Origin of the sequence: Pseudomonas sp. IPO3747, assembly GCF_013385245.1 — a bacterium.
GTDB lineage: Bacteria > Pseudomonadota > Gammaproteobacteria > Pseudomonadales > Pseudomonadaceae > Aquipseudomonas > Aquipseudomonas edaphica.
This window is the reverse complement of sequence record NZ_JACAQL010000002.1, coordinates 91306-117803: the sequence shown is the minus strand read 5'-3', so window position 1 is coordinate 117803 and position 26498 is coordinate 91306. Positions and strand designations below refer to the sequence as shown.

The following is a 26498-nucleotide window of genomic DNA, read 5'->3' as shown; positions in this document are numbered from 1 at the left end:
TCAGAATTCCAGCTCCGCGCTGAAATACAGGACATGGCGACTGTCGTAGTTGTTATCGGCCCAGGTGGTGGGCTGGTTATCGAGGCGTTGTTGCAACATGCCGGCCAGCTCCACATTGGCTTTGCCCAGGGCAATGCGCTTGGCCACCCGCAGGTCGACCCGTTCGAAGCGATATTGGTTGAGCGCATCGTCGCCATAGTAGAACAGCGCACTGGACCAGCCGTGGCCCCACTCGCGCAGCCAACCGGCCGAGCCGCTGTTGCGCGCGGTTTGCGCCTTGTCCAGCGGGTTGCTGGAAGCGGCGTCGACGTAAGCATAGGTCAGGCGCAGACGGTCGGTATTGCTCATGCGCCAGTCGAACTGCGATTCGGCGCCGGTGAACCGTGCGCTGTTGGCGTTGCTGGCAATGTATTGGTTGTTGCGCAGCGGCGAGCTGATCATCTCGGTGATTTCGTCGTAGAACAGTTTCACGTCGACATTCAACCCGAAATCGGCAAAGAAGCCGTTGTAGCCCAGCTCTCGTGAACGCATCAACTCTTTATCGAGGTTGCCGGGGCCTCGCGTTACCACAAAATATTGCCCGGAGTTCTGCCCGTAGGTCGGGGAGCTCAAATTGGTGACGCGGTAGCTCCAGTTGACGTTGTTCTCGAACATGTCCGGCGAGCGAATCGCCTCGGAGTACACCGCCCGCAAGCCGTGGCGCGGGTTGATCAGGTAGTTGACCGCCACCCGTGGCGTCAGCGAGTTGCCGCTCAGGTGGGTGTCTTCGTACATGGCGCCGCCTTGCAGCAGCCAGTGTTCGCTGGCGCGCCATTCCAGGTGGCCGAACAAGCGCCAGGTGGTGTCGTCTAGGGTGCCGTTGAAGTAGGTGTCGGAGTCGGCGCGGTCGTAACGGTAGTTCATGCCGCTGACCAGGCGCAGGCTATCGGACAGGCTCAGGGTGTCCTGAATCTCCAGGTCGTAGCGGCTTTCGCGGGTGCTTTGGTCGATGTCGCCGCACACGCTTTGGTTAGCGCCGTTGCGCCACTGGTCGAGCACCTGGTTGCCCAGCGTTTGTTCGGCGGCACTGCCGGGTGGTGCAACGCCCTGGCTGTAGGTGTCCATGTGCCGCGCCAACCGTTCGGCATAGTTGGGGTTCAACTGCCACAACTGCGTCAGTTCCGGGCTGAACGAGACCTTGGCGTCACAGGCTTTCCAGACCTGCTGGCGGTCCCATTGCTGGGCCGAGCCTTGAATGTACAGGCTGTGTTCGGGGTTGAAGTCGAAGTTCCAGCGCAACGACCCGGCATAGTCCTTGGCGACGGCATCGGAATTGGTGCCGCCTTCGGTAATCCCGGCGAACACCGGCAGGTAGGTATAAGGACGCTGGTTGGTGCCTTCCTTAGCATCAAATTGCCAGTCGAGACTCTGTTGCGCATTCAGGGTCTGGCTCACCGCCAGGCTGAAGCGGTTGAGGCGGCGGCCGTCACGACGGTCGGCACCGACGGCATCACTGTCAAAGCCATCGTCCTGCTGGCCGGACAAGGACAGGCGCAAGTCACCGGTTTCCCAGCCCACACCCTGGCTGGCGTAATAGTCGTTGATGCCGCGTTGGCCACGGATGACTTTAATCCGCGAGCCGTGGCTGTTGGCCGGTGAGCGCGTGAGGATATTGACCACCGCCATCAGCGCGTTGGCGCCATAGCTGACGGTGTTGGGGCCACGGAACACCTCGATGCGCTCGATATCTTCCATGGCCACCGGGATGTCGCTCCAGTCCACGGTGGCCAGGCCCGCGCGGTACACCGAGCGCCCGTCGATCAACACCTGCATGCGTCGCGCGTCGCTGGCGCTGGTGCCGTGGTAGTTCACCGCCGCCTGGTTGCCGGTGGTGTAGCCGACCATCATCCCCGGTACCAGCCGCAGCAGTTCGGCGATGTCGCGTGCGCCGCTGGCCTTGATCAGCTCGCTGTCGATCACCGTCATGCTGCCGGGCACGGCCGCGGCCGATTGCTTGAGGCGTGTGGCGGTCAACACTTGCGGCAGTGGCTGGCTGTCGAGAAACAGGTCATCCGCCAGCGCAGGTGTGCTGCACAGCAACATCAGCAACAGAGATGAGCGAGGAGGATGGCCCAGATACACGGTGCAGCCTTGATAATTACGGATAGCCGCCCATGTTAACTGAGGTGGGGCCATTTGCCAGTCGTGGGACTTGCAATTACTTCACACAAGTGTGGCATTTTCCGACAAGCGCACGAATTGACGCGGGGGCTGGCCGCAAGCGGGTCGCCCCGTATAATGCCGCCATCGCCATGTAAGGATTAACGGATTGCATATGACTGAACAGCGCCCTATTGCGGTCCTGGGAGGCGGAAGTTTTGGTACCGCCGTGGCTAACCTGCTGGCTGAGAACGGCCACGCGGTGCGCCAGTGGATGCGTGATCCCGAGCAGGCCGAGGCCATCCGCGTGCATCGGGAAAACCCCCGTTACCTTAAAGGCATCAAGATTCATCCGGTGGTGGAGCCGGTCACCGACCTGTTGGCCACGCTGACTGACTGTGACCTGTGCTTTGTCGCGCTGCCTTCCAGCGCCTTGCGCTCGGTGTTGGCGCCCCACGCTGAACGCCTGGCCGGCAAGCTGCTGGTCAGCCTGACCAAAGGCATTGAGGCGCAGACCTTCAAGCTGATGAGCGAAATCCTCGCCGAGATCGCCCCGCAGGCGCGCATCGGCGTGCTGTCCGGGCCGAACCTGGCACGGGAAGTCGCCGAGCACGCGCTGACCGCCACGGTGGTGGCCAGTGAAGACGAAGCACTGTGCGAACGTGTGCAGGCCGTGCTGCATGGCCGTACCTTCCGCGTCTACGCCAGTGGCGACCGCTTCGGCGTCGAGCTGGGCGGGGCGCTGAAAAACGTCTACGCGATCATCGCCGGCATGGCCGTGGCGCTGGGCATGGGCGAGAACACCAAAAGCATGCTGATCACCCGCGCGTTGGCGGAGATGACCCGCTTTGCCGTGAACCAGGGCGCCAACCCGATGACCTTCCTCGGGCTGGCAGGCGTAGGTGACTTGATCGTCACCTGCTCGTCGCCCAAAAGCCGCAACTACCAGGTCGGGTTCGCCCTCGGCCAGGGCCTGAGCCTGGAAGACGCGGTCACGCGCCTGGGCGAAGTCGCCGAAGGCGTCAACACCCTCAAGGTGTTGAAGGCCAAGGCCCAGGAAGTCGGTGTGTACATGCCGCTGGTCGCCGGCCTGCATGCGATCCTGTTTGAAGGGCGCACCTTGGACCAGGTGATCGAGGTGCTGATGCGCGCCGAGCCCAAGACCGACGTCGACTTCATTTCCACCAGCGGTTTCAACTGAGGAACGCGCACATGAACGATCCTAAAGACACCCCAAAATACGAGTCCATCCTGCTGCGCGTCCTGTGGATGCTGGTGTTTGCCCTGGTGTGGCAAGTGGCGCAGTTCCTGCTCGGTGCGCTGGTGGTGGTGCAGCTGATTTATCGCCTGATCTACGGCGCGCCGAACCTGGGCCTGATGAACTTTGGCGACAGCCTCAGCCAGTTCCTGGCGCAGATCGGCCGTTTCGGCAGCTTTCATACTGAACAGAAACCTTGGCCGTTTGCCGATTGGCCAACCCCACGCGCACCCGAAGGCGAAGCCGCCCACAGCGTGCCGCCAGCGCCGCACCCGGTGCGTGATGAGGAGCCAAAGCTGTGAAGCTATGGATTTTGCGCCATGGTGAAGCCGAAGGGCATGCGCGCACCGACGCCGAGCGCAACCTCACCGAGCATGGCCGTGGTGAAGTGTTGCGCAGTGCTGCGCACCTGATTGGCCAGCCCATCAGTGCCATTATCGCCAGCCCTTATGTGCGCGCGCAGCAGACCGCGCAGTTGGTGCGTGACGCGCTGGGGTTTGAGCCGCAGATCCGCACCGTGCCGTGGCTGACACCCGACGGCAACCCGCTGCAAGTGCTGGAAAAGCTCGACACCGATGACAACGTGCTGCTGGTCAGCCACCAACCCTTGGTGGGCAGCCTGATCAGCTTTTTGCAGCATGGTCACCAGCGCCAGCCAGAGCCGATGCACACCGCCAGCCTGGCGGAGCTGGAAGGCGATTTTCCGCTGGCAGGGCTGATGAGCCTGGTCAGTGTGAAGCATCCGTAGGAAAAGCAATCGCGACTTTGTGTGCTATATAGTCAACCAAGCAAGTGCTTGGTTGGCTATCATCGGATCACAAAGGAGCGCGTCCCATGCCTGTCGCTTTTCGTTTGCCGTTGCAGGTCTTCTTCGAACGTGAAGCGCGACACCCGCGCAAACCCTTTCTGGTGCAACCCATCGGCGGCGGCGAGGTGCAGACGCTCACCTGGGGCGATGTCGGCCATCAGGCCCGTTGCGCCGCGCATTGGTTGCGCGCCCGGGAATTGCCCCAAGGCTCGCACATTGCCCTGATCTCGAAAAACTGTGCGCACTGGATCATTGCCGACCTGGCGATCTGGATGGCCGGGCATGTGTCGGTGCCGTTGTACCCCAACCTCACGGCCGAGTCCGTCAACCATGTGCTCACGCATTCCGAGGCGGCGCTGGTGCTGATCGGCAAGCTGGATGACTGGCCTGCGATGGCGCCCGGCATCCCGGCCGGGTTGCCGACCATCAGCTTGCCGTTGTGCCCGGCCGGCGACTTTGATTTCAGCTGGGCAGACCTGCAAGCCAATGCGCCGATCCAGGACAACCCCGCGCCGGATGCCGCAAGCCTGGCAACCATCGTCTACACCTCCGGCACGACCGGCCTGCCCAAAGGCGTGATGCAAACCTTTGGCGCCCTTGGATTTGCGGCCACGCGCGGCACAGAGATATTTGGCTTGGGCGAGGGCGACCGGCTGCTGTCGTACTTGCCGCTGTGCCATGTGGCGGAGCGCATGTTTGTCGAGCTGGCCTCGATCTATACCGGGCAAACTGTGTTTTTCGCCGAAAACCTCGAGACTTTTCTGACCGACCTGCGCCGGGCGCGGCCCACAGCCTTGTTCGGCGTGCCGCGTATCTGGACCAAGTTCCAGATGGGCGTTTACGCCAAAATGCCGGAAAAACGCCTCGATACCCTGTTGCGTCTGCCTTTTATCGGCAAGCGCGTCGGCCACAAAGTGCTGGCCGGGCTGGGCCTGGATGCACTGCGCATCGCGCTGTCCGGCGCAGCCCCGGTGCCCGAGGCCCTGCTGCGCTGGTATCAACGCCTGGGCCTGGATGTGCTGGAGGTGTATGGCATGACCGAAAGCTGCGGCTATTCCCATGTATGCCGCCCTGGCCAACAGACGCTCGGCTGGATCGGCTTGCCGTGTCCCGGTGTCGAGGTGCGCATCGACCCGATGGGTGAAGTGCAGGTGCGCAGTGGCGCGACCATGCTCGGCTACTTCAAGGACCCGCAGAAAACCGCCGAAACCCTCACTGACGATGGCTTCCTGCGCACGGGCGACAAGGGTGAGCAGGACGCCGATGGCCGCCTGCGCCTGACCGGGCGGCTCAAGGAGATCTTCAAAACCAGCAAGGGCAAGTACGTGGCCCCGGCGCCGATCGAAAACCGCCTGGCTGAACATGCACGCATCGAACAGGTGTGTGTAGTCGGCGATGGCTTGCTGGCGCCGATGGGCTTATGCGTGTTGTCGGCTGGCAGCCAGGACCGACAGGCACTGCGCAGCAGCCTGGAACGCTGGCTGGAACAGGTCAACAGCGCACTGGACAAGCATGAACGTTTGCGCCAACTGGTGGTGGTCAAAGACAACTGGGCGGTGGAAAACGGCTTTTTGACGCCGACCTTAAAGATAAAACGCAACGTGATCGAGTCGACTTACGGTGCACAATTTTCGGCCTGGAGCGAACGCAGTGAGCCGATTGTGTGGCAGGATTAGGACCGTAATAAAACCAATAAGGACGACTTCATGAGCTTGTGGCGCACCCAACCGAATATCGAGCAACTCAACGCCATCCAGAAAAACACCATCGGTGAACTGCTGGATATCCGTTTCGAAAGCTTCGACGACGAGTCGCTGACCGCGAGCATGGTGGTCGACCATCGCACCCACCAGCCGTACGGCCTGCTGCACGGTGGCGCGTCGGTGGTGCTGGCCGAAAGCGTCGGCTCCATGGCGGCTTACCTGTGCATTGATGCCAGCAAGTTCTATTGCGTGGGCCTTGAGGTCAACGCCAACCACTTGCGTGGTGTGCGCAGCGGGCGGGTGAGGGCGGTAGCACGGGCGATTCATATCGGCCGTACCACTCAGGTGTGGGACATTCGCTTGACCAGCGACGATGGCAAAGCCAGCTGTGTGTCGCGCCTGACCATGGCCGTGGTGCCGTTGGGCGAGAACCCACCCGCACGATAGGCGTGGCGTGAGTGTCATCATTCCTGGCGGTTACAGTCATTGCTGTACGGCTCAAGGCTGGTGACAATTCACTTCTGTTCCCGTAGATGGATCCTGTATGTCGCAGCACGTGTTTTTTGCCCATGCCAATGGCTTTCCTTCAGCCACTTACGGCAAGTTGTTTGCCGCCCTGGCCCCGGAGTACGCGGTGGCGCATTTGCCGCAGCACGGTCACGACCCCAGGTTTCCGGTGGATGACAACTGGCAGAACCTGGTGGATGAGCTGATCCATCACCTGGAACAGCAACCGGAACCGGTGTGGGGCGTGGGCCATTCCTTGGGCGGCGTGCTGCACTTGCACGCGGCCATGCGCCGCCCGCAGCTGTACCGTGGTGTGGTGATGCTTGATTCGCCGGTATTGACCCGCGCTGACCGCTGGGTAATTCGCGCTGCCAAACGTTTTGGCTTTATAGACCGCCTGACCCCGGCGGGGCGTACCTTGGGCCGGCGTGAAGAATTCAGCGACCTGGCCGCCGCACGCAGCTACTTCGCCGGCAAAACGCTGTTTCGCGGCTTCGACCCGGAGTGCTTTGACGCGTATTTGCAACACGGCCTGCAACAGGTGGGCGATCGCCTGCGCTTGCGCTTTGACCCGGCCACCGAAATCAGTATCTACCGAGGCGTGCCCCATACCAGCCCAGGCCAGGTTCGCCAGCTGAAGGTGCCGCTGGCGGTGGTGCGCGGGCGTCAGAGCCGGGTGGTGATGCGTCACCATGCCAGTGGTGTCGATCGTCTGCCCATGGGTGAAATGCTCACCATGCCCGGCGGCCATATGTTCCCTCTCGAACGCCCTCAGGACACCGCGACGTTGATCAAGAACCTGTTTTCCCGCTGGGAAGCCCGTGAGCGCAGCTGCGCATGAGCAACCCCGTCGAAGAAGTGCGCCTGAGCCTGCCGCATATCGAATTGGCCGCGCATTTGTTCGGGCCTGAAGACGGCCTGCCGGTGATCGCCTTGCATGGTTGGCTGGACAACGCCAACAGCTTTGCGCGGCTGGCACCCAAGCTTGCGGGTTTGCGCATCGTTGCGCTGGACATGGCCGGGCATGGGCACTCGGCGCATCGGCCTGCCGGGGCCGGCTACGCCTTGTGGGATTACGTGTTTGATGTGCTGCAAGTGGCTGAACAACTGGGCTGGAAACGTTTTGCATTACTTGGCCATTCCCTTGGCGCCATCGTTTCCCTGGTGTTGGCCGGAGCGCTGCCGGAACGCGTCACACACCTGGGGTTGATCGACGGCGTGATCCCGCCGACCGCCGCTGGCGAGAACGCCGCCGAGCGCCTCGGCATGGCGTTGCAGGCGCAATTGAGCCTGCAAGACAAGCGCAAACCGGTCTACAGCACCTTGGATCGGGCCGTCGAAGCGCGCATGAAAGGCGTGGTGGCGGTCAGCCGTGAAGCCGCTGAACTGCTGGCCCAGCGCGGTTTGATGCCCGTGCCGGGCGGCTATACCTGGCGCACCGATGCACGCTTGACCCTGGCGTCGCCGATGCGCCTGACCGATGAACAGGCGATGGCTTTCGTGCGACGTGTGGGTTGCCCTACACAATTGGTCGTCGCGGCTGACGGCATGCTGGCGAAACATTCCGAATTGCTTTCTCAGCTACCTTTTACGGTGAACACGCTGCCGGGCGGCCATCATTTACACCTTAATGATGAGCCCGGCGCGATCCTTGTTGCAGACTGTTTCAATCGGTTTTTCTCCATGCCTTGACTTGGCGGGGTCAACTGCCGAGGCTGGGCGGATTGAAAGGGAGTCAACCATGTACGAACTCAACACCGCTGCGCACTTCGATGGCCAGGGCTCAATCATCCGATGAGCCTGCGTAAAGAATGTCTCCGTGTCCTCGGGCTGTGCTGTTTCAGCCCCTTGGTGTTCGCCGCCGATGTGCCAGGCAGCCAGGATCTGCCGACCGTGGCCCGTCAGGTCGACGCGCAAATCGTCGATTATCGCCCCGCCGAAGAAAAAGAACGCATCTACCCCATGGGCGCGATCCGCAAGATCAGCGGCCAGTTGCGCTACGAAGGCCAGGCTACGGCGCGCGGCCAAACCACTGCAATCACCTATGAGCTGCCTGCCGAGCACACCTCCAGCGCCGCATTTACCGCGACGCGCGAAGCGCTGCAGGCCAAGGGCGCGCAGCTGTTGTTCTGGTGCCAGGCGCGTGATTGCGGCGAAAGCAGCCTGTGGGCCAATGAAGTGTTCGGCAATGCCAAGCTGGTCGGCGCCGACGGCCAGCAGGAATACCTGCTGCTGCGCCTGGCCGCCCCGCAAGACAACTCGTTGGTGGCGCTGTATGGCATAACGCGCGGCAACCGCCGGGCTTATCTGCATGTAGAACAACTGGACGCCGGGGCGCCGTTGGGCGACTTGCTGCCCACCTCGGCAACCTTGCTGCGCGAGCTGAAAAGCACCGGCGAGCTGGACTTTCCGGCACTCGGCAGCGCGCCTGACGCCACTTGGCTGACCTTGATTTCCCGTGGCTTGAACCTCGACGCCACCTTGCGCGTGAGCCTCACCGGGCCGACCGCCGAAGCCTGGCGCCAGGGTCTGATCGACAGCGGTGTGCGGGCTGCCCGCCTGGAAACCGGCAGCGGTGACGCTAAGGGTTTGCACCTGCATCTGATACGCTGACCGTTATCAAGGCGAACGGACCCGTGCCGTTCGCCTAAGCTCTCTTCCTACAGCCTTATTCTCGAGATACCCGATGCTCAATAACGATCGCCTACTGGTGCAAATCCTGCTGCTGGTGTTGTTTGGTGCCAGCTTCTGGGTGATGGCGCCGTTCTGGTCGGCGCTGTTCTGGGGCGCGGTGCTGGCGTTTGCCAGCTGGCCGCTGATGCGTTTGCTCACGCGCTGGCTGGGTGGCCGCGAATCCCTCGCGGCGGGCATCCTGACCCTGGGCTGGATGTTGCTGGTGGCGGTGCCGCTGGTGTGGCTGGGGTTCAACCTGGCCGACCATGTGCGCGATGCGGTCGGCCTGATCAAGGATATCCAGGTTGACGGCTTGCCCGCCGCACCTGCCTGGCTGAACTCGATCCCCTTTATTGGCGAGCGGCTGGTGGCGACCTGGGACAGCATCGACCAACAGGGCGCGGCGCTGATGGTCAGCATCAAGCCGTACCTGGGGCAGGTGGGTAACTGGCTGCTGGCGCGCAGTGCGCAAATTGGCGGCGGTATCCTCGAGCTGACCCTGAGCCTGGTGTTCGTGTTCTTCTTTTACCGTGATGGGCCACGGCTGGCGATGTTTGCCCATCGGTTGCTGGAGCGCCTGATCGGCGAGCGCGCCGGTTACTACATCGAGTTGGTGGCCGGCACTGTGCAGCGCGTGGTCAACGGCGTGATTGGTACGGCGGCGGCCCAGGCCCTGCTGGCGCTGATCGGCTTCCTGATTGCGGGGGTGCCGGGCGCGCTGGTGCTGGGCATCGTCACCTTCCTGCTCAGCCTGATCCCCATGGGGCCGCCGCTGGTGTGGATCCCGGCCACGGCCTGGCTGGCATGGAAGGGCGACTACACCTATGCGGTGTTCCTCGGTGTATGGGGCACGTTCATCATCAGTGGCGTGGACAACGTGCTCAAGCCGTACCTGATCAGCCGAGGCGGCAACCTGCCGCTGGTGATCGTGCTGTTAGGCGTGTTTGGCGGCTTGATTGCCTTTGGCTTCATCGGCCTGTTTATCGGCCCGACCTTGTTGGCGGTGGCCTACAGCCTGCTGACGGATTGGAGCGCGACCCAGTCCCAGGAGCGTCGCGAAGATAAAGTTCTTTAGGCCCTCGGTAACCACATCACGGCGGTTAAGCCGCCGCCTGGGGTTTCCTCCAGGCTCAGGTGGCCGCCGAGGCGTTCTACGGCTTCCTTGGAGATCGTCATGCCCAGGCCAACGCCGCCGGAGTTGCGGTTGCGCGAGCCTTCGAGGCGAAAGAACGGTTCGAACACCGCCTCGCGTTTATCCGCCGCAATCCCCGGCCCGTGGTCGATCACGCGGATCACCAGGGCGCCACGGCTGTCCGCCAACTCAATACGCGCCGTGCCGGCATACCGCAGGGCGTTGTCGATCAAGTTGTTGAGGCACGAACGCAGTGCCATCGGTTGCACCTGCAACGGTACGCACGTGCCGGAGAACTGTACGTCCGAGCCTTGGTCCTGGGCGTTTTCGCTGAGGGACTCGACCAGCGCCTGCACATCGAGCCAGTGCCGGGTCTCGCTGGTGCGTTGTTCGTGCAGGTAGCTCAAGGTGGCGTCGAGCATGCCGATCATGTCGTCCAGGTCCTGGCGCATCTGGCCTTGCAGCTTGGTGTCTTCGATCTGCTCCAGGCGCAGCTTGAGGCGTGACAGCGGCGTGCGCAGGTCATGGGAGACGGCGCCGAGCATGCGCGCGCGCTGGCTGACTTGTTCGCGGATGCGTTTTTGCATCAGGTTGAAGGTCGATGCAGCCTGGCGTGCTTCCCGTGGCCCGGATTCGTCGAGTGGCGGGCTATCGAGGTCAAGGCTCAAGCGTTCGGCCGCTGCGCTCAGGCGCTGGATCGGCCGGCTCAGCAGTTTGGCGCCGTACCAGGCGGCGATGATCAGCGAGATAAACTGGAAGGTCAGCGGTACCACGGGGCCGCCGTACCATGGGCGGTGATGGCGGGCCAATGGCTTCATCGTGCCGTCTGGTTGCTCGACAAAGGTTTCCTGGGGCCGTGGTGGTGGCGGGCCGTAATGACGGAACCAGAAAATGGCCAGTACATGAGCGAGCACAATAGCCACCAGCAATACGCCGAACAGCCTGCCAAACAGCGTATTGAAGGTGGCGCGCATCAACCGATATCCCGGGCGTCGAACAGGTAGCCTTCGCCACGCACGGTCTTGATCAGTTGCGGTGCTTTCGGGTCATCCCCAAGCTTCTGGCGCAGGCGCGATACGAGCAGATCGATGCTGCGGTCAAAGGCTTCGATGGAGCGGCCACGGGCAGCATCGAGCAATTGTTCGCGGCTCAACACACGGCGCGGGCGCTCGATAAACACCCACAGCAAGCGAAATTCCGCGTTGGACAGCGGCACCACCAGGCCATCGTCGGCCACCAGTTGGCGCAATACGCTATTGAGCCGCCAGTTATCGAAACGGATGTTGGCGCGCTGCTCGGTGCGGTCATCGCGCACCCGGCGCAGGATGGTCTGGATACGCGCCACCAGCTCGCGCGGTTCGAACGGCTTGGACATATAGTCATCGGCGCCCAGTTCCAGGCCGATGATGCGGTCGGTGGGTTCGCAGCGCGCCGTGAGCATCAAAATCGGGATGTCCGATTCAGTGCGCAGCCAACGGCACAGCGACAGGCCGTCTTCGCCCGGCAGCATCAGGTCGAGCACCACCACATCAAAGGTTTCGGCTTGCATGGCGGTGCGCATGGCCGTGCCGTCGGTGACGCCGGTGGCAAGAATATTGAAGCGGGCCAGGTAGTCGATCAGCAGTTCACGGATCGGCAGGTCGTCATCGACGATCAGCGCGCGGGTGTTCCACCGCTTGTCTTCGGCGATCACCGCGCTTTTTTGCTCTTCGTTTACAGAGACGGTAGGGGTATGCATAGTGCGATCATCTGCCTGGGTTGTTGCATTGAGCATAGGCGCCCGGCTCCATGGCTGGAAGTGCCGGGCGAGCGGTCATGTGCGCGAGGCTAGTCGCGGGGCGTGTTGAGGGCATGTCGGGAATGTATCAGTCTTGACACATCTTCTTAAAACACTGGGTTATGCGCGCTTGATCAGCATTTTACCGATCATCGGATCCCGCAACGGCGCCGCTTGCGCTACAATCCGCGCCGATTTCGACTTGCCTGAGAGCCCATTCCAATGTCCGTCTGCCAGACTCCTATCATCGTCGCCCTGGATTACCCCACTCGTGACGCCGCACTGAAGCTGGCTGACCAGTTGGACCCCGCGCTTTGCCGGGTCAAGGTCGGCAAGGAACTGTTCACCAGCTGCGCCGCCGAAATCGTCGGCACCCTGCGTGACAAAGGCTTCGAAGTATTCCTCGACCTGAAATTCCATGACATCCCCAATACCACAGCCATGGCGGTTAAAGCCGCCGCCGAAATGGGCGTGTGGATGGTCAATGTGCACTGCTCCGGCGGCCTGCGCATGATGAACGCCTGCCGCGAAGTGCTCGAGCAGCGCAGCGGCCCGAAACCCTTGCTGATCGGTGTGACCGTGCTCACCAGCATGGAGCGCGAAGACCTGGCCGGCATCGGCCTGGACATCGAGCCGCAGGAGCAGGTACTGCGCCTCGCAGCCTTGGCGCAGAAGGCTGGCCTGGATGGCCTGGTGTGTTCGGCCCTGGAAGCCCAGGCGCTGAAGACCGCGCACCCGTCGCTGCAACTGGTAACCCCGGGGATTCGTCCCGCGGGCAGCGCCCAGGATGACCAGCGTCGTATCCTGACGCCGCGTCAGGCGCTGGATGCAGGCTCGGACTACCTGGTGATCGGTCGCCCGATCAGCCAGGCGGCGGACCCGGCCAAGGCACTGGCCGCAGTCGTCGCCGAAATCGCCTGATGATCGTTCCCACGCTCTGCGTGGGAACGCCTCTTGTGACGCTCTGCGTCACGCTTTGGGACGCAGAGCGTCCCGGGCTGCATTCCCACGCAGAGCGTGGGAACGATCGGGTCAGCTGACTTTAAGCACCAATTTCCCAAAGTTCTCGCCGTTGAACAGCTTCATCAACGTCTCCGGGAACGTCTCCAGCCCCTCGACAATATCTTCCTTGCTCTTGAGCTTGCCCTGGGCCATCCAGCCGGCCATTTCCATGCCGGCGGCGGCAAAGTTCGCCGCGTGGTCCATTACCACAAACCCTTCCATGCGCGCACGATTGACCAGCAACGACAAATAGTTGGCCGGGCCTTTCACTGCTTCTTTATTGTTGTACTGGCTGATTGCGCCGCAGATCACCACCCGTGCCTTCAAGGCCAGGCGGCTGAGCACGGCGTCGAGAATGTCGCCGCCGACGTTATCAAAATACACATCCACGCCTTTAGGGCATTCGCGCTTGAGGGCGGCGGGCACGTCTTCGCTTTTGTAGTCGATGGCCGCGTCAAAGCCCAGTTCATCAATGAGGAACTTGCACTTGTCGGCGCCCCCGGCGATGCCCACCACGCGGCAACCCTTGAGCTTGGCAATCTGCCCGGCAATGCTGCCCACTGCGCCAGCGGCGCCGGAGATCACCACGGTATCGCCAGCCTTGGGCGCGCCGGTGTCGAGCAGGGCGAAGTAGGCGGTCATGCCGGTCATGCCCAGCGCTGACAGGTAGCGCGGCAGCGGGGCCAGTTTGGGGTCGACCTTATAAAAGCCGCGCGGCTCGCCCAGGAAATAATCCTGCACACCCAGCGCGCCGTTCACATAATCACCCACGGCAAATTTCGGGTTGTTCGAGGCAATCACCTTGCCCACGCCCAGCGCTCGCATCACTTCACCGATGCCGACCGGTGGAATGTAGGATTTACCCTCGTTCATCCAGCCACGCATGGCCGGGTCCAGGGACAAGTATTCATTGCGCACCAGCACTTGCCCATCACCTGGCGTGCCCACCGGCACTTCCTGGTAGGTAAAGGTCTCCCGCGTGGCGGCGCCGACCGGGCGTTTGGCGAGCAGGAATTGGCGGTTGGTCTGGGCAGTCATGGCAGGGACTCTGTTAGAAGTGAACCCTGAGTGATAGACCTTCAGCGGCCTGTGGGCAAGGTTAAGGGGGGCTGCGAATGCCCGCCGATAGGTTGGACTGATAGTTGGCCTGGGCGTCTTATCACTGCGATTCATGCAACCCCAACCGGCCATATGATAGTGCTGACGCGCCCGCCGTCGGCTTGGCTAGACTCGGCCCACGGCTATTTCTTGCATAGGACATCCCCCATGAGCATGACGTTTTCCGGCCAGGTTGCCCTGGTGACCGGCGCCGCCGCCGGTATTGGCCGCGCCACCGCGCTGGCATTTGCCGCAGAAGGCTTGAGAGTAGTGGTAGCCGACCTGGATGTGGCGGGCGGCGAGGGCACGGTTGCGTTGATTCAACAAGCAGGCGGCGAAGCGCTGTTCGTGCGTTGCAATGTCACGCTGGACGCCGATGTGCAGCAATTGATGGCACAGACCATCGCCGTCTATGGGCGCCTGGACTATGCCTTCAACAACGCCGGCATCGAGATTGAGAAGGGTAAGCTGGCCGACGGCAGCCTGGATGAGTTCGATGCAATCATGGGCGTCAACGTCAAGGGCGTGTGGTTGTGCATGAAGTATCAACTGCCGCTGTTACTGGCCCAGGGCGGCGGTGCAATCGTCAACACCGCCTCGGTAGCCGGGCTGGGCGCTGCGCCGAAGATGAGCATCTATGCGGCGTCCAAGCATGCTGTGATCGGCCTGACCAAATCGGCCGCAATTGAATATGCAAAGAAGAAAATCCGCGTGAATGCGGTGTGCCCTGCGGTGATCGACACCGACATGTTCCGCCGTGCCTATGAAGCAGACCCGCGCAAAGCCGAGTTCGCCGCCGCCATGCACCCGGTTGGGCGCATCGGCAAGGTCGAGGAAATCGCCAGTGCCGTGCTGTACCTGTGCAGTGATGGGGCGGCGTTTACCACCGGGCAAGCCTTGGCGGTGGATGGTGGCGCAACGGCTATCTAGGACTCCATGCCATGCACTCTTAGAAAAGGATGGGGCTGCTGTGGGGCGTTTCCATGGCTGGCACAAGGCCTCGTCAGAATGTGTATCAGCAGGTAAATAAGTCAATAAAATCAATACTTTAATAATTTTTTGCGGCCGGCTTGAGCGAGCTTCTGTGCTTAACTGTTTGGGGTTGAATAACAGACAGTTCAAGTGAGTGGCTCATGGATTTAGGGATCGATCGACAAGCCCTTGTACCGGTGGTGCAGCAAATCGTCAGCGCGGTGGCGCAATGGATACGCAAGAGCGGCGCGAGCCCCGGCACGCGCTTGCCGTCCATCCGGCAACTGGCCCTCGACAACCTGCTCAGCCAGTCCAGCGTGATCGAGGCTTTCGAGCGAATGGTGGCCCAGGGGTTGTTGGCGTCCAGGCAAGGCTCGGGATTTGTGGTCGCCCAGCCGCCTGTTTGCCTTGAAGGCCACTGGTATGAGGGTGCAGAGCTGGGCTGGGGCGCCTATGTCGATGGCCCGTTGGGCGAGTTGAAGCTGGGTTGCGGCTGGCTGCCGGACACATGGCGTGAAAGTGATGACCTGTGCTACGCGATACGGGAAATCAGCCGCACCGACACGGCCGGTCTCTTCAACTACAGCACGCCATTGGGCCTGCCAGCATTGCGCGAGCAACTGCTCAAGCGGCTGACCCAGATAAAGGTGGGCACCTGCCTGGATCGCATCCTGACCACCCATGGTGCCGGCCATGCACAGGACCTGTTGATCCGCTCATTGCTCAAGGCTGGCGATACGGTGGTGGTCGAGACGCCGGGCTACGCCAACCTCTATCGACAATTGGAGCGCCATGGCGTCACGTTGCTGGAAGTTCCGCGCACCGTGGGCGGCCCGGACATGCCAGTGCTTGAGCAACTGCTGCTACGGCATCGTCCCAAGTGCCTGTTCATCAACTGCCTCTACCACAACCCAACCGGCACCAGCCTGTGCCGCGCCGTGGCTGAACGGTTGCTGGAGCTTTCGCGACGCGATGGCTTCCTGATCATTGAAGAAGACGTCTATGGCGACCTGCAGCACGCCAGTTGCACGCGGCTGTCGGCGTTGCCCCATGATGACCGGGTGATCTACGTATCAAGCTTTTCCAAAACCCTGAGCAGTGCCTTGCGCGTGGGCTACGTCAGTGCCGGCACAGATATCGTTGCGAAAATGGCCAGCCTCAAGACCCTGACCGGTATCGGCACTTCACGGTTTGCCGAAGCAGTGGTCGCCACATTGCTGGCCAATGGCACCTACCGCAAGTGGGTGCAACGCCTGCGCAAGCGTTTGAATGCGCAAATGGCAGCCACCCTGCAGGTGCTGGAGGATGAGGAATGGCAGGTGTTTGCCGTGCCTGCTGGCGGTATGTTTGTGTGGGCGCGGCCGGGCCTGGGCGATCATTCACGGTTGCAGGCGTGCGCGCGCAGGCTTGGTGTCCTGCTGTCTTGCGGGGCGCTGTTCACTCCCCGCGGTGAGCACAGTGACTGGCTGCGCATAAATGTGGCCTATGCTGCTGATCAGCGGGCTTTGGAGTTGTTCCGTGCCATGGGGCCTGCCAGATCGACCTCAACCATTCTGAAAACGACGAGCATGTAGCTTTTTGCCATTATTGTGACGCCAACGTCTTGTGCCAATGGCGTCTCGTTGCGAATCTCGCTGCATGGCAACCAGGCTTGCTGGCATCTGCCCGTGCAAGAGGATTCAAGTGCAATGATTTCGGCCGTGCAACGACGTTTCGCCAACCTCGGTATGGCAAAAAAGCTGGGCTTGGGCTTCTTCCTGGTGCTGCTGCTGACGGCGCTGGTGGCGGCCATTGGCGTGTGGTCGCTGCAAACCATTGGCCAGCGTTTCGAAGGCCTCAATGCCATGTCCTCGCTCAACAGCGGCTTGCTCAAGGTGCGCTTGATCGAGCAGGACTACGCGTTGCACGCCGACCCCAAAGCCGTTGATGCCTTGCATGAGAGCGTCGATGCACTGGCCGCCCTGGCGGCCACGCTCAAGGCCCAGTCCGCCGCCAATGTGCTGGTGATGGGCGACGTTGAACAGGCGTTGGCCGCGTATCGCAAGGCGTTCGATGAATTTGTCGAGTTGACCCAGACCAAGGACCTGGCTTTGGAAATGGCCAGTTGGTCCGTTTCCAGCGTGGCCAATAACCTCGATGTGCTGCAAGCCGGCCTGGCCGACGATGGCGCCTATGGCCTTAAGGAAAGCCAGGGCAAGGAGGGCGCCGAGTTTATCGAACAGGCCGGGCAGGTCAGCCAGGTGTCTCGCTTGATGCTGCAAGCCATGAACGAGGCGCGGGTACGCCTGGACCAGAGCCGCAAGGCCGATGCCGACAACGCCGAACAGGGCAAGATCGAACAGGCCGACCAGGCCCTTGCGCAGGTTGAGCAGTTGAAAACCTCGGTCAAGGACGCGGGTTACCAGACCGTGCTCAATGAGGTGTCCGGGCATATTGCGGCCTTCAGCGAAAAGCTCGGTGAGTACACCGGTTTGCTGGCTCAGGAAAAAATCGTCTACAAGCAATTGCATGACCGCGCCGACCAGGTGGTCAGCCGGGTCAACCAGGCGTATGCCGCCGAAGACCAGTCGATGCAGGCGCAATTGAAGAAAAGCACGCTGCTGATCGTCGGTTCCTCGGCACTGGCGTTACTGGTGGGGCTGGTTGCAGCCTGGCTGATTACCCGCCTGATCGTGGCGCCGCTGCGCAGTGTGATCGCAGTGGCCCAGCGGATCGCCGCCGGTGACCTGAGCGGGCGGATGGAGGTCAGTCGCCGCGATGAAATTGGCCAGCTGATGCAAGCGATGCAACAGATGGGCAATGGCTTGAGCCAGATGGTCAGCGGCTTGCAGGCCGGCATAGAGCAATTGGCCAGCTCTGCGCAATCCCTCTCCAGCGTCACCGAACAAACCAATCTAGAGGTCAGCAGCCAGAAGGAGGAGACCGAACAGGTCGCCACGGCGATGAACCAGATGACCGCCACCGTGCATGACGTGGCGCGTAACGCCGAAGAAGCCGCGCAAGCGGCGCAGACCGCCGATGCCAAGGTCGACAGCGGCCAGCAGGTGGTGCGTCAGAGCCTGCAACGCATCGAATTGCTGGCGTCCTCCAGCACCAGTGCCAGCGCCAGCATCGACAGCCTCAGTGCCGAAATCCAGCACATCGGCACGGTGTTGGGGGTGATCAAAAGCGTGGCCGAACAAACCAACCTGTTGGCCCTTAACGCTGCCATCGAGGCCGCCCGCGCCGGCGAGCAAGGCCGAGGGTTTGCGGTGGTGGCCGATGAGGTGAGGGCGCTGGCCAAGCGTACTCAGCAATCGACCGAGGAGATCGAGCGGTTGGTGAGTACTTTGCGCAGTGCGGCGCAGTCATCGGTGCAGCAGATTCAGCAAAGCGGCGAGCTGGTGAAACTCGCCGTCAGCGATGCGCTGGAAACCGAGAGCGCGCTGGGCAGCATCGCCGCTGCCGTGTCCCTGATCCAGCAGATGAACCAGCAGATTGCCGCCGCCGCCGAGGAACAAAGCTCGGTGGCCGAAGAGATCAATCGCAGTGTCACCAGTATTCGCGCGAGTGCCGACCAATCGGCGCTGAGCATGCAAGGCAACGCCGCCTCGAGCATTCAGCTGGCGCAGCTGGGGGCCGAACTCAAGGGCATGGTGGGGCACTTCCGCCTTTGATCAGTGAGCAAAGGCGGGAGCCGTACGATCAGGCGTTGTTGGCGAGGAAGGTCAGCAGGGCTTCATTGACGAAGTCCGGGTTTTCGCGGCTGGAGATGTGCCCGGCGTCTGGAATCAGGGTCAGGCTGCAACCGATCAACTCAGCCATTTCCCTGGATTCGGCGGGTGGGCGTGGCTTGTCCTGCTCACCGCACATGATCAGGGTGGTGTCGGTGTCCAGGCGGTGCAGTTGGTCGAGGATATCGGCGCGGCTGAAGATCTGGCGGCCCAATGGCACGATGCTGTCCAGCAAACGCTCCTTGGAGAAGGCTTGCAGCGACTGGCGGAAATCCTGGTACAGCGCCGACTCGCGGTCGATGCCTGGCCGGAAGAAGATCGGTGCGATCACATCCAGCAACGGCTCAGGGATGGCACCGGCGTCTTCGATCATCTTGAACAGCGAGAAATAATACTGACGCGTGGCCTCGGGCTCGGCGCCCAGGTAGGTGTCCATCAGCACCAGGCTGTTGATGCGCTCTGGGGCCAGTAATGCCAGGCGTGCGCCCCACATGCCGCCGACCGACAAGCCCACCAGATTGATCTGTGGGATGTCCAACTGATCCAGCAGGGCCAGGGTCTGGCGCGCCAGGTCGTCGAGGGACCGGGTTTGGGCCGGCAGCGGGCCAGATTCACCATGGCCCCAGAGCTCGGGGACGATCACGCGGTACTGTTGCGACAGGGCTTCGATTTGCGGCGCCCACATGTGGCGGTCCCACAGGTAGCTTGAACCCAGCAGAACGACCGGGCCGGTGCCCTGGTCGACGTAGTGCAGCGGTTGTCCATCAATGACGGCGACAGGCATAGCAGGCCTCTGACTTCATGGAGTTAGGGGCACTTTTTTACGCTAGTCGGGGGCGGGGGGATAGGTGCAAATTGATGGCACTTTGTTGTGGCGTGTTGCGTTGGGGGGCATATCCGTTATTTAGGTAACGGCGGCTTAGGAGTCCGCCCTGACAGCGGGGCACTTTTGTAAAGACCGGAATGGCAGCCCAGACAAAAGCAACCAAAAAGTCTTCGCCCCAACACTCGGCAACAGCAACAGCAAAGCCATACTCGGTCTAATGTGGGAGCTGGCTTGCCTGCGATGGCATCAACTCGGTGTGCCTGATGTACCGAGGTGTCTGCATCGCAGGCAAGCCAGCTCCCACAGAAAAGCAGCTCTTCAGTGTATGCAAATCCGCTTTTGCTTTTGATCTAACCACTCAGGTCGGCTACTAGGCCGCCGTGCTCTGCTTTTGATCTTGCTTTTGATCTGAGGCGGCCCACGGATTCAAGCCTTCGTTCTGGCACACCGAGCCTAAGCGAGGTGCCGAGTGGTGGGGCGAAGACTTTTTGCTTACTTTTGGCTGGGCCGGCATTCCGGTCTTTCCAAAAGTGAGCCGCCGTCAGGGCGGAACCCTAAGTAGCCGTTACCGCAGCAACGGATATGTACCCAACCCATCCATCCACCGCGCGCGCCAAACGATCAATCGTAAATAGCCTTCTTTTTCCACTCCGCATCCGCATCCACAACTTTAAGCCCTTCAGTCAACTCATTGACCTCATCTTCAGCCGGCTTGCTGTTAGTCAGTACCGTCGAATTAGCACGGGCCAATTGATTCTCAAGCAATTGCAACTGCGCGCTATAGAGCACCGGCTCTGGCTGTTTACGCAGGTACTGCACACCGCGCTCGAATGCCAGGCGTGCCTGGCCGGGTTGGTTCTGTTGCAGGGCGTGCTGGCCGAGGTTGTTGAAGAACTCGATGTGCAGCAGCACCAGGATATGACGAATTTCCTTGATCCAGTGCTTGGCCTCGTTGGTCGGCAGAAAACCATCCTGGGCCGCGCGGGTCACTTGGCCATGCAGGGCTTCAAGGAGGAAACGCACATCCTTGGCCTTGGCTTCGGTCTGGATCGGCGCCGGCGGGTTGGTCACCGGAATCGATTCGCCCTGGGCGATCAGCGCATTCAACTCAGTGATACGCGCCTTGAGTGCTGCACTGGACTTGTTGAGGTGCAACAGACGCTGGTTGACGTTCAGCTCAAGGCGGGTGAGCAGCAGCTTGAGCGCCGGGGTCATCAATTGGCCAGGAAAGGTCTCGGTGATTTCACCGCACCGACGCAGCCGATCATTGAGCTCGATCTCGGTACGTTTCTTTTCCAGCTTGTTGTTTTCCACCACGTGGTTCATGTAGCCAATGGCGATCAGTATTACGATCCCGGCTATTACCAGCAGGGTGATCATGAGTGGTGTCACCGGTGTGACCTCTTTTATAGGGTTTGCTGTGGAGTGTAGTGACTGGACCATCCGGCGGATAGGACTGTTCGACCAGTTGCCCAGGTAGTTTCTTCTATATAGGTAAGCGTTGCCGGGCGGGCTCCCTGCATAGATGCACATTGCCATCATTTGCTTGGGCGAACTATAGCGCCTTGTCGGGCGCCAGAATATAGGCGTCAAAGCCCGGACGGGCAGAATGCCCGCCAAGGCCCGGAAAGCAGGGCGAAGTCATTGATTTAAATAAATTTATCCTTGGGGGTTGACGACCTTTCAATCCATCCATAGAATGCGCGCCACTTACAGCGTAAAGCACACAGCGAAACGCGGTAGGGAGTGAATGTTGTACGTGTGTCCCCTTCGTCTAGTGGCCTAGGACACCGCCCTTTCACGGCGGTAACAGGGGTTCGAGTCCCCTAGGGGACGCCATATGCGGGAATAGCTCAGTTGGTAGAGCACGACCTTGCCAAGGTCGGGGTCGCGAGTTCGAGTCTCGTTTCCCGCTCCAATTTACAAGCAATGTGGCCCTCGGGCGGCATTGAGTGAAACCAGGGCATAATCTTCGGATTTAACCTCTGGGCACTGAAATACACACCATGTGTTTCAGTTGTGTGTCCCCTTCGTCTAGTGGCCTAGGACACCGCCCTTTCACGGCGGTAACAGGGGTTCGAGTCCCCTAGGGGACGCCATTTTGCGGGAATAGCTCAGTTGGTAGAGCACGACCTTGCCAAGGTCGGGGTCGCGAGTTCGAGTCTCGTTTCCCGCTCCATATTTAACGAAAACGCCGATCAGCAATGATCGGCGTTTTTGTTTGTGCTGATTTTAATCAGCCGGGTCAGGAATCTGCGCCAGGGCATAGGCGAGAAGGAACAGGCTTATCAGGCCGCCTGCCTCGGCGTTGCTCATGTCGAATTCTTTGCGAATAAATGGCATCGCCACACCGAGGTTGGCGCGGTCGGCCGCCGCAATGGCGTAGATGACGAAAATCAAACCGGGGACCACCCAGCGATAGCGGCTGCACGCGACATGTGTAGGCCTTGTTGTGAAGTGCGTGGGAATAGTCTGTAGTTAATAGCGGGTGGGTGTGTACTGGTTCTGCTGTCTCTACTCTGGCCAGCCCCGTGTGCCTGTTCACTTCAGAGAACTGCCCAGATGTTCCAACTCGATTTTTACTCAACCCTGGTCGCCGCCTCTCTGGTGCTGCTGTTGGGGCGTTGGCTGGTCGCCCGTATCGGCTTTTTACGCGCCTACAGTATTCCGGAGCCGGTGGTCGGCGGCTTATTGGTGGCTGCGCTGCTGCTGTTGCTGCGCGCATTAACGGATATCGAGGTTCGATTCGACGCCTCATTGCAGGCCCCCTTAATGCTGGCGTTCTTTGCCACCATCGGCCTGAATGCGGACTTTGCCAGCCTGAAGAAAGGCGGGCGCATCCTCGGCATCTTCCTGCTGGTCGTGACGGCCCTGCTGGTGGTGCAAAATGCCATGGGCATTGCCCTGGCCAAGGCGCTGGGGCTCGACCCGTTGATGGGGCTGTTGGCAGGCTCCGTCACCTTGTCCGGCGGGCACGGCACTGGCGCAGCCTGGGGCGCGGTGTTCAGCGAAAAATATGGCGTGGCTTCGGCGTCCGAACTGGCGATTGCCTCGGCGACGTTTGGCTTGGTATTGGGTGGGCTGATAGGTGGCCCCGTTGCCCGCTTGCTGATCAAACGTGTGCAGGTGCCCGGCGTTGAGCTGGCGCAACCGCCCCAGCCCAAAGGCTTTGAGCAGCCCAACCAGGAACGCATGATCACCTCGTTTTCATTTATCGAGACCCTGGCGTTATTGGCGATCAGCTTGCAGGTCGGCACCTTCCTGTATGGCTTTATTAAAGGTACGGCTTTCGAATTGCCGACGTTTGTATGCGTGCTGTTTGTGGGCGTGGTGTTGCGCAACGGCTTGTCGGCGCTTGGCTGGCATCAGGTGTTTGAGCGTGAAGTGTCGCTGCTGGGCAATGTCAGCTTGTCGTTGTTCCTCGCGATTGCGCTGATGTCGCTCAAGCTCTGGGATCTGGCGGCGTTGGCCTTGCCGATAGTGATTCTGTTGGCGGCCCAGGCGTTGCTGATGGCCCTGTTTGCGATCTTTGTGACGTTCCGGGTCATGGGCCGCAACTACGACGCGGCCGTGCTGGCGGCGGGGCATTGCGGTTTTGGCTTGGGGGCCACGCCGACCGCCATTGCCAATATGCAGGCGGTCACGCAGCGCTTCGGGCCATCGCCGATTGCGTTTCTGGTGGTGCCGATGGTGGGGGCGTTTTTTATCGACATTACCAATGCGGTGGTGATCAAACTGTACCTGGCGTTGCCGTTTTTGGGGGCGGCGGGTTGAGGGGGCCTTCGAATGGTCGCCAGGCGGCGCCGTCCAGACGGATCAGTACGGCGTCGTGGCTCATGTACAGGTCGATGACTTGCTCTATTTGCACGTGGCGAAGCTTGAAGTCATGCGTTGGGGTGATTATCGCGCCATGTTTGTACAGCGTGTAAAAATGCACCTCACCCGAGAGTTGCAAGCCGGCCTCTTGCTGCGCAACTTCGAACGCTTGATCCGGTAATTGCACCTGAAAAAACGCCAGCAGAGGCCAGCGTTTTCGTTGTTCTTTGTCTGATCCGACCCCTACTGCCTCATAAGCACGACGCATCCCCAGCACCCTCTGGTGGTACTGCGCGGTGCTGGTCTGCCCGGTGATGGCCAGCGACAGTTGGCCATCCAATGCGGCCTGCGTGTAGTCGCTGTACTCATAAGCACGGTACTGCACCAGCATGCGCCCCTGCGACTCAATCAAGGTGGGACCGGCGCGGCCATCCCAGGCAGGGCTGTCGCCCAGGCCGATTTCGCTGTCTGTCAGCGGAATGACCGTGGCCGAAACATTGCGCGGTTCAAAGCTGCGGGTGGAGTCAGGTGCCACCCCTGGCCAGTACGAGCCGAGTGCCGCACAGATGCGTGCATCCTCAGTAAACGGGCTGGCTAACTGATAACCGCACAGCATGTTCGTAAACGGAGCGTCTACCAGGCCCCGGCCCACTTCCCAGCCCGGTCCAAAGACCCCGCTGGCGAAATCCGGTAGCCAGGATTGCCGTTGAGCACGCTGCACAGGAAGGGCCAAGTCGGGTGTTGTGGAGGACTGTGGGTGGGAGACGATGGCGGTGACGCCACGGTCTTCAGGGGCGAAGTAACCACCGGCAAGGGCCTGATTGATAAAAAAACGCACGTCGGACAGTGGGTTGACCCGTGTATGCCAAACCTCTGGGCAGGGCGGCGCAGGGCAAGGGAAAACCGCCGGGTCGCTGGACCATTGCTTGAGCTCTCGTTGCCCACATAACGGAAAAAAATCCGGCGCACCGATGATGGAGTAGGCGGCGATGCTCGCCAGTTCCAGCGCAGGGCAGTGGGCCCGTACCCAGCCGTCGGCCATGGCATCCTGATAGTGCAGGGCTCGGTAGCCGCCCGCCTTGACGATGGCGTCGACATCCTGTCGTTGATTGAGGTCTTCGATCGAACCGTCGTCGCGCAAATGATGGCGCCCATGCACCAACCCACCGGTATTGGGAGGCATCATGAACGACAGCGGACGGTCTTGGTAATAGGCCAGTTCCACCAGCGCTTCTTTGGCGTCGGGCACCAATAGCCCCGGCGCGAACTCATCGGTATTCGCCCAATGGGACAAGCCCTCGGTAATGACGAAAGGCGCGTTGAGAATGTCAGGCTCTTGCCAGCCGGTATCGCGAAATCGCCTATGGATCTGTCCGATTTTTTCATTGATCTGGTGGTTTTCCAACTGCACAGTCAGGTCCATTCCGGCCAGGCACTCGTTGCCATCGAACACTTTGTGCAGGGGCACCCAGAACTCCAGATCCTCATCGATAGGTTGAGCATCCATTGGGCCAAACCGCGCCGGTTGGCCGGTGTGCCGGGCAGCGATGAACGCGCCGTAGCGCGCGGGTATCACCCGCATCTGGTTCGGCTGGCCCTCGACAAAGGGCAAAAAACCTCTTTGCTGCGGGTTATACAGCGCGTCCGCCGTGCCGACCCGGGCCACCCCGGTACGCGAGAAACACAGGTCCGCCTGGCGCCTGTGCACAGTTTCGGCGTAGGGCCGGTATTCATACGCGAACACTGCAATCGCCAGTTGCGCCTCACCGGCCAGTTGCTGCAAAGCCTCCAGGGTCGGGGGAGCGGCGCCGTAGACATAATTGAGGACGTGCTCGATTTCAGCGGCTGTGGGGAAGGCCGTGAGCGTTTTACCCTTGACAGCGGTGACCACATGAGGCGAGGCGAAGGCATGAAACAGCAGGCTGTCGGCCGGGTGCCCTGGCTCTATGCCGCGTGTGGCATCAGCGGAAAAATCCTCAAAGCCTGGCTGGGTGCGATCAATCTGCACAGGCCTGGCGAGTTCCTCACGCAGGCTTGTCGAGGTGATGTCCAGGCCGTGGTGCAGCAATAGGTCATGCCATCCTGCTGAGGCCAGGCGTGTGCAAGCGCGTTCTACATCGCTGATCAAGGACATCACGCCCCCTCCGAGAGAAACCAGGGGAAAGGGTAAGCAAAGGGGGCATGCGCGGTAACTGACCGAACGGCTAGGTTACCGCCCGGGGGCTTCTTGAGGATGGCGAGTGATCGCGCGCCTAATTCAGCGTGTAAACGTCCTGTTTAGGCATGAAAAAACGCGAAAAGAGTTCGGACTGCGATTTGATGTTGAGCTTGGTGTAGATATTGCGCCGGTGCACCTTGATGGTTTCTGTCGACAGCGCCAGTTTGCCGGCGATTTCTTTATTGGAAAAACCACTGAGCAGCAACTTGAGCACGTCCTTCTCGCGCGTGGTGATCTGTGTGCCCAACTGCACAATGGCTTCGGACCAGGGCGGCGGCTCACTGAGGTTTTTTTCTTCATCGACTTCAAAACACATGCGTTGATGCATCAATGCCATGACCCACGGCTTGATGATATCCAGTGTGGTGATCTGTTCCGGGGTGTAGCGCGTGTTACTGCCAAATGAAATACACAGGGTTCGATCCGCGTCGAGCTGGACGTTGTACTGCACCTCATCGACGGACACGTACCGGGCGAAATACTGATGGTAGTACTCGGTGGTCAGGAAGTGCTCGGGGGCAATGTCTGACAGATGGAAAAAACCGCTCTGCGGGTTTTCACGGTTGGCAATGTAAAACGGGTCCAGCAGGTAAAGGCCTTTTACATACAGTTGCGTCAGGGCGTCGACTTCGTCGGCATCCGCAACCTCGGTCACGCTGACGACGTTGACTTGCTGGTTGCTGAACACCAGGACCACCCAATTGTCGATCTGCACATACTCATTCAGGACGCGAACCAGCGAGCTCCAGAAGGCTGGGCGGTTCAGCTCCATGATCAGCTTGCCGGCCGACCGGTGCCAGGCGAGATTGTGTAGGTCGAGTGACATGGACTACCCCTTTTGGGTTAGGGATTCATG

General features: G+C 60.9%; 22 protein-coding genes, 4 tRNA genes and 2 pseudogenes. 19 read left to right on the top strand and 9 right to left on the bottom strand.

Annotation, left to right across the window (positions count from 1 at the left end):
• On the bottom strand, positions 1-2121 hold the full coding sequence (locus tag HX790_RS01725) for a TonB-dependent receptor domain-containing protein (protein WP_346343063.1): 2121 nt from the start codon (positions 2119-2121) through the stop codon (positions 1-3).
• A gap of 193 nt (positions 2122-2314) precedes the next feature.
• On the opposite strand from HX790_RS01725, the gene HX790_RS01720 reads away from it, so the two are divergent.
• From HX790_RS01720 to HX790_RS01680, 9 genes are all read left to right on the top strand, one after another.
• Complete coding sequence (locus HX790_RS01720) at positions 2315-3340, top strand: NAD(P)H-dependent glycerol-3-phosphate dehydrogenase (protein WP_176991174.1); 1026 nt, start codon at positions 2315-2317, stop codon at positions 3338-3340.
• A gap of 11 nt (positions 3341-3351) precedes the next feature.
• A complete protein-coding gene (locus HX790_RS01715; protein ID WP_017134465.1) occupies positions 3352-3699 on the top strand; it encodes a DUF4389 domain-containing protein in 348 nt (115 codons plus the stop codon).
• The gene (gene sixA, locus HX790_RS01710) at positions 3696-4145 is read left to right on the top strand and encodes a phosphohistidine phosphatase SixA (RefSeq protein ID WP_176991173.1); all 450 of its coding nucleotides are present in this window, start codon (positions 3696-3698) and stop codon (positions 4143-4145) included. The genes HX790_RS01715 and sixA overlap by 4 nt, the downstream gene beginning before the upstream one ends.
• Positions 4146-4231: 86 nt before the next feature.
• Complete coding sequence (locus HX790_RS01705) at positions 4232-5881, top strand: AMP-binding protein (RefSeq protein ID WP_176991172.1); 1650 nt, start codon at positions 4232-4234, stop codon at positions 5879-5881.
• Positions 5882-5911: 30 nt separating this feature from the next.
• Positions 5912-6355, top strand: a complete 444-nt coding sequence (locus HX790_RS01700) for a hotdog fold thioesterase (protein WP_138449178.1) — start codon at positions 5912-5914, stop codon at positions 6353-6355.
• Between the two features lie 97 nt (positions 6356-6452).
• Entirely contained in the window at positions 6453-7256 is an 804-nt protein-coding gene (locus tag HX790_RS01695; protein ID WP_099549015.1) for an alpha/beta fold hydrolase, read from the top strand.
• Entirely contained in the window at positions 7253-8107 is an 855-nt protein-coding gene (locus tag HX790_RS01690) for an alpha/beta hydrolase (protein ID WP_099549014.1), read from the top strand. The genes HX790_RS01695 and HX790_RS01690 overlap by 4 nt, the downstream gene beginning before the upstream one ends.
• Before the next feature lie 102 nt (positions 8108-8209).
• Positions 8210-9028, top strand: a complete 819-nt coding sequence (locus HX790_RS01685) for a DUF4892 domain-containing protein (RefSeq protein ID WP_017134459.1) — start codon at positions 8210-8212, stop codon at positions 9026-9028.
• Between the two features lie 73 nt (positions 9029-9101).
• Positions 9102-10163 carry an AI-2E family transporter gene (locus HX790_RS01680; RefSeq protein WP_176991171.1) on the top strand — a complete coding sequence of 354 codons (1062 nt, stop codon included), beginning with the start codon at positions 9102-9104 and terminating at the stop codon, positions 10161-10163.
• Here HX790_RS01680 and HX790_RS01675 read toward each other — a convergent pair.
• A complete protein-coding gene (locus HX790_RS01675) occupies positions 10160-11194 on the bottom strand; it encodes a HAMP domain-containing sensor histidine kinase (RefSeq protein WP_017134457.1) in 1035 nt (344 codons plus the stop codon). The genes HX790_RS01680 and HX790_RS01675 overlap by 4 nt on opposite strands.
• Complete coding sequence (locus HX790_RS01670; RefSeq protein ID WP_026013476.1) at positions 11194-11958, bottom strand: response regulator; 765 nt, start codon at positions 11956-11958, stop codon at positions 11194-11196. The genes HX790_RS01675 and HX790_RS01670 overlap by 1 nt, the downstream gene beginning before the upstream one ends.
• A 261-nt stretch (positions 11959-12219) precedes the next feature.
• On the opposite strand from HX790_RS01670, the gene pyrF reads away from it, so the two are divergent.
• Entirely contained in the window at positions 12220-12918 is a 699-nt protein-coding gene (pyrF, locus tag HX790_RS01665) for an orotidine-5'-phosphate decarboxylase (RefSeq protein WP_017134455.1), read from the top strand.
• Positions 12919-13029: 111 nt separating this feature from the next.
• Here pyrF and HX790_RS01660 read toward each other — a convergent pair whose 3' ends face one another.
• Positions 13030-14037 (bottom strand): NADP-dependent oxidoreductase, encoded by a 1008-nt coding sequence (locus tag HX790_RS01660; protein ID WP_017134454.1) that lies wholly within the window; start codon positions 14035-14037, stop codon positions 13030-13032.
• A 228-nt stretch (positions 14038-14265) separates the two neighbouring features.
• On the opposite strand from HX790_RS01660, the gene HX790_RS01655 reads away from it, so the two are divergent.
• The 4 genes and pseudogenes from HX790_RS01655 (at position 14266) to HX790_RS29765 (ending at position 18725) form a co-directional block, all read left to right on the top strand.
• Positions 14266-15027 (top strand): SDR family oxidoreductase, encoded by a 762-nt coding sequence (locus HX790_RS01655; protein ID WP_176991170.1) that lies wholly within the window; start codon positions 14266-14268, stop codon positions 15025-15027.
• A gap of 203 nt (positions 15028-15230) precedes the next feature.
• Positions 15231-16643: a PLP-dependent aminotransferase family protein gene (locus HX790_RS01650; protein WP_017134452.1), complete on the top strand. Its 1413-nt coding sequence runs from the start codon at positions 15231-15233 to the stop codon at positions 16641-16643.
• A 114-nt stretch (positions 16644-16757) separates the two neighbouring features.
• A pseudogene (locus HX790_RS29770) lies at positions 16758-17819 on the top strand (HAMP domain-containing protein); the annotation flags it as partial.
• Positions 17808-18725: a methyl-accepting chemotaxis protein gene (locus HX790_RS29765; protein ID WP_371318485.1), complete on the top strand. Its 918-nt coding sequence runs from the start codon at positions 17808-17810 to the stop codon at positions 18723-18725. The pseudogene HX790_RS29770 and the gene HX790_RS29765, both read left to right, overlap by 12 nt.
• 28 nt (positions 18726-18753) lie before the next feature.
• On the opposite strand, the gene HX790_RS01640 is transcribed toward HX790_RS29765, so the two are convergent.
• Complete coding sequence (locus HX790_RS01640) at positions 18754-19566, bottom strand: alpha/beta fold hydrolase (protein WP_176991168.1); 813 nt, start codon at positions 19564-19566, stop codon at positions 18754-18756.
• 663 nt (positions 19567-20229) lie between these two features.
• The gene (locus tag HX790_RS01635) at positions 20230-21000 is read right to left on the bottom strand and encodes a hypothetical protein (RefSeq protein WP_017136282.1); all 771 of its coding nucleotides are present in this window, start codon (positions 20998-21000) and stop codon (positions 20230-20232) included.
• Positions 21001-21371: 371 nt separating this feature from the next.
• Between HX790_RS01635 and HX790_RS01630 the strand changes: the two genes are divergently transcribed.
• The 4 genes from HX790_RS01630 to HX790_RS01615 all read left to right on the top strand — a co-directional run bounded on the left by HX790_RS01630 (position 21372) and on the right by HX790_RS01615 (position 21787).
• Positions 21372-21447, top strand: a tRNA-Glu gene (locus tag HX790_RS01630).
• A 3-nt stretch (positions 21448-21450) separates the two neighbouring features.
• A tRNA-Gly gene (locus HX790_RS01625) sits at positions 21451-21526 on the top strand.
• 105 nt (positions 21527-21631) lie between these two features.
• A tRNA-Glu gene (locus tag HX790_RS01620) sits at positions 21632-21707 on the top strand.
• Positions 21708-21711: 4 nt separating this feature from the next.
• Positions 21712-21787: transfer RNA gene (locus tag HX790_RS01615), tRNA-Gly, on the top strand.
• Between the two features lie 68 nt (positions 21788-21855).
• On the opposite strand, the pseudogene HX790_RS01610 reads toward HX790_RS01615, so the two are convergent.
• Positions 21856-22077 (bottom strand): annotated as a pseudogene (locus tag HX790_RS01610) (hypothetical protein); the annotation flags it as partial.
• Positions 22078-22170: 93 nt separating this feature from the next.
• On the opposite strand from HX790_RS01610, the gene gltS reads away from it, so the two are divergent.
• Positions 22171-23382: a sodium/glutamate symporter gene (gltS, locus tag HX790_RS01605; RefSeq protein WP_099547845.1), complete on the top strand. Its 1212-nt coding sequence runs from the start codon at positions 22171-22173 to the stop codon at positions 23380-23382.
• Here the strand turns inward: gltS and HX790_RS01600 are convergent.
• Complete coding sequence (locus tag HX790_RS01600; protein ID WP_176991167.1) at positions 23339-25558, bottom strand: hypothetical protein; 2220 nt, start codon at positions 25556-25558, stop codon at positions 23339-23341. The two genes, gltS and HX790_RS01600, sit on opposite strands and share 44 nt — an antisense overlap.
• A gap of 118 nt (positions 25559-25676) precedes the next feature.
• Positions 25677-26468 (bottom strand): response regulator transcription factor, encoded by a 792-nt coding sequence (locus HX790_RS01595; RefSeq protein ID WP_017136286.1) that lies wholly within the window; start codon positions 26466-26468, stop codon positions 25677-25679.
• Positions 26469-26498: the final 30 nt, after the last annotated feature.

Excerpts from the sequence above, each read along its gene's own strand:
- HX790_RS01675 (WP_017134457.1), bottom strand. The coding sequence starts at position 11,194 with ATGCGCGCCACCTTCAATACGCTGTTTGGCAGGCTGTTCGGCGTATTG.
- HX790_RS01685 (WP_017134459.1), top strand. The coding sequence starts at position 8,210 with ATGAGCCTGCGTAAAGAATGTCTCCGTGTCCTCGGGCTGTGCTGTTTC.
- HX790_RS01680 (WP_176991171.1), top strand. The coding sequence starts at position 9,102 with ATGCTCAATAACGATCGCCTACTGGTGCAAATCCTGCTGCTGGTGTTG.
- HX790_RS01660 (WP_017134454.1), bottom strand. The coding sequence starts at position 14,037 with ATGACTGCCCAGACCAACCGCCAATTCCTGCTCGCCAAACGCCCGGTC.
- HX790_RS01715 (WP_017134465.1), top strand. The coding sequence starts at position 3,352 with ATGAACGATCCTAAAGACACCCCAAAATACGAGTCCATCCTGCTGCGC.
- HX790_RS01670 (WP_026013476.1), bottom strand. The coding sequence starts at position 11,958 with ATGCATACCCCTACCGTCTCTGTAAACGAAGAGCAAAAAAGCGCGGTG.
- HX790_RS01690 (WP_099549014.1), top strand. The coding sequence starts at position 7,253 with ATGAGCAACCCCGTCGAAGAAGTGCGCCTGAGCCTGCCGCATATCGAA.
- HX790_RS01695 (WP_099549015.1), top strand. The coding sequence starts at position 6,453 with ATGTCGCAGCACGTGTTTTTTGCCCATGCCAATGGCTTTCCTTCAGCC.
- HX790_RS01700 (WP_138449178.1), top strand. The coding sequence starts at position 5,912 with ATGAGCTTGTGGCGCACCCAACCGAATATCGAGCAACTCAACGCCATC.
- HX790_RS01655 (WP_176991170.1), top strand. The coding sequence starts at position 14,266 with ATGAGCATGACGTTTTCCGGCCAGGTTGCCCTGGTGACCGGCGCCGCC.
- HX790_RS01650 (WP_017134452.1), top strand. The coding sequence starts at position 15,231 with ATGGATTTAGGGATCGATCGACAAGCCCTTGTACCGGTGGTGCAGCAA.
- gltS (WP_099547845.1), top strand. The coding sequence starts at position 22,171 with ATGTTCCAACTCGATTTTTACTCAACCCTGGTCGCCGCCTCTCTGGTG.
- HX790_RS29765 (WP_371318485.1), top strand. The coding sequence starts at position 17,808 with ATGGAGGTCAGTCGCCGCGATGAAATTGGCCAGCTGATGCAAGCGATG.
- HX790_RS01705 (WP_176991172.1), top strand. The coding sequence starts at position 4,232 with ATGCCTGTCGCTTTTCGTTTGCCGTTGCAGGTCTTCTTCGAACGTGAA.
- HX790_RS01720 (WP_176991174.1), top strand. The coding sequence starts at position 2,315 with ATGACTGAACAGCGCCCTATTGCGGTCCTGGGAGGCGGAAGTTTTGGT.
- pyrF (WP_017134455.1), top strand. The coding sequence starts at position 12,220 with ATGTCCGTCTGCCAGACTCCTATCATCGTCGCCCTGGATTACCCCACT.
- HX790_RS01595 (WP_017136286.1), bottom strand. The coding sequence starts at position 26,468 with ATGTCACTCGACCTACACAATCTCGCCTGGCACCGGTCGGCCGGCAAG.
- HX790_RS01640 (WP_176991168.1), bottom strand. The coding sequence starts at position 19,566 with ATGCCTGTCGCCGTCATTGATGGACAACCGCTGCACTACGTCGACCAG.
- HX790_RS01600 (WP_176991167.1), bottom strand. The coding sequence starts at position 25,558 with ATGTCCTTGATCAGCGATGTAGAACGCGCTTGCACACGCCTGGCCTCA.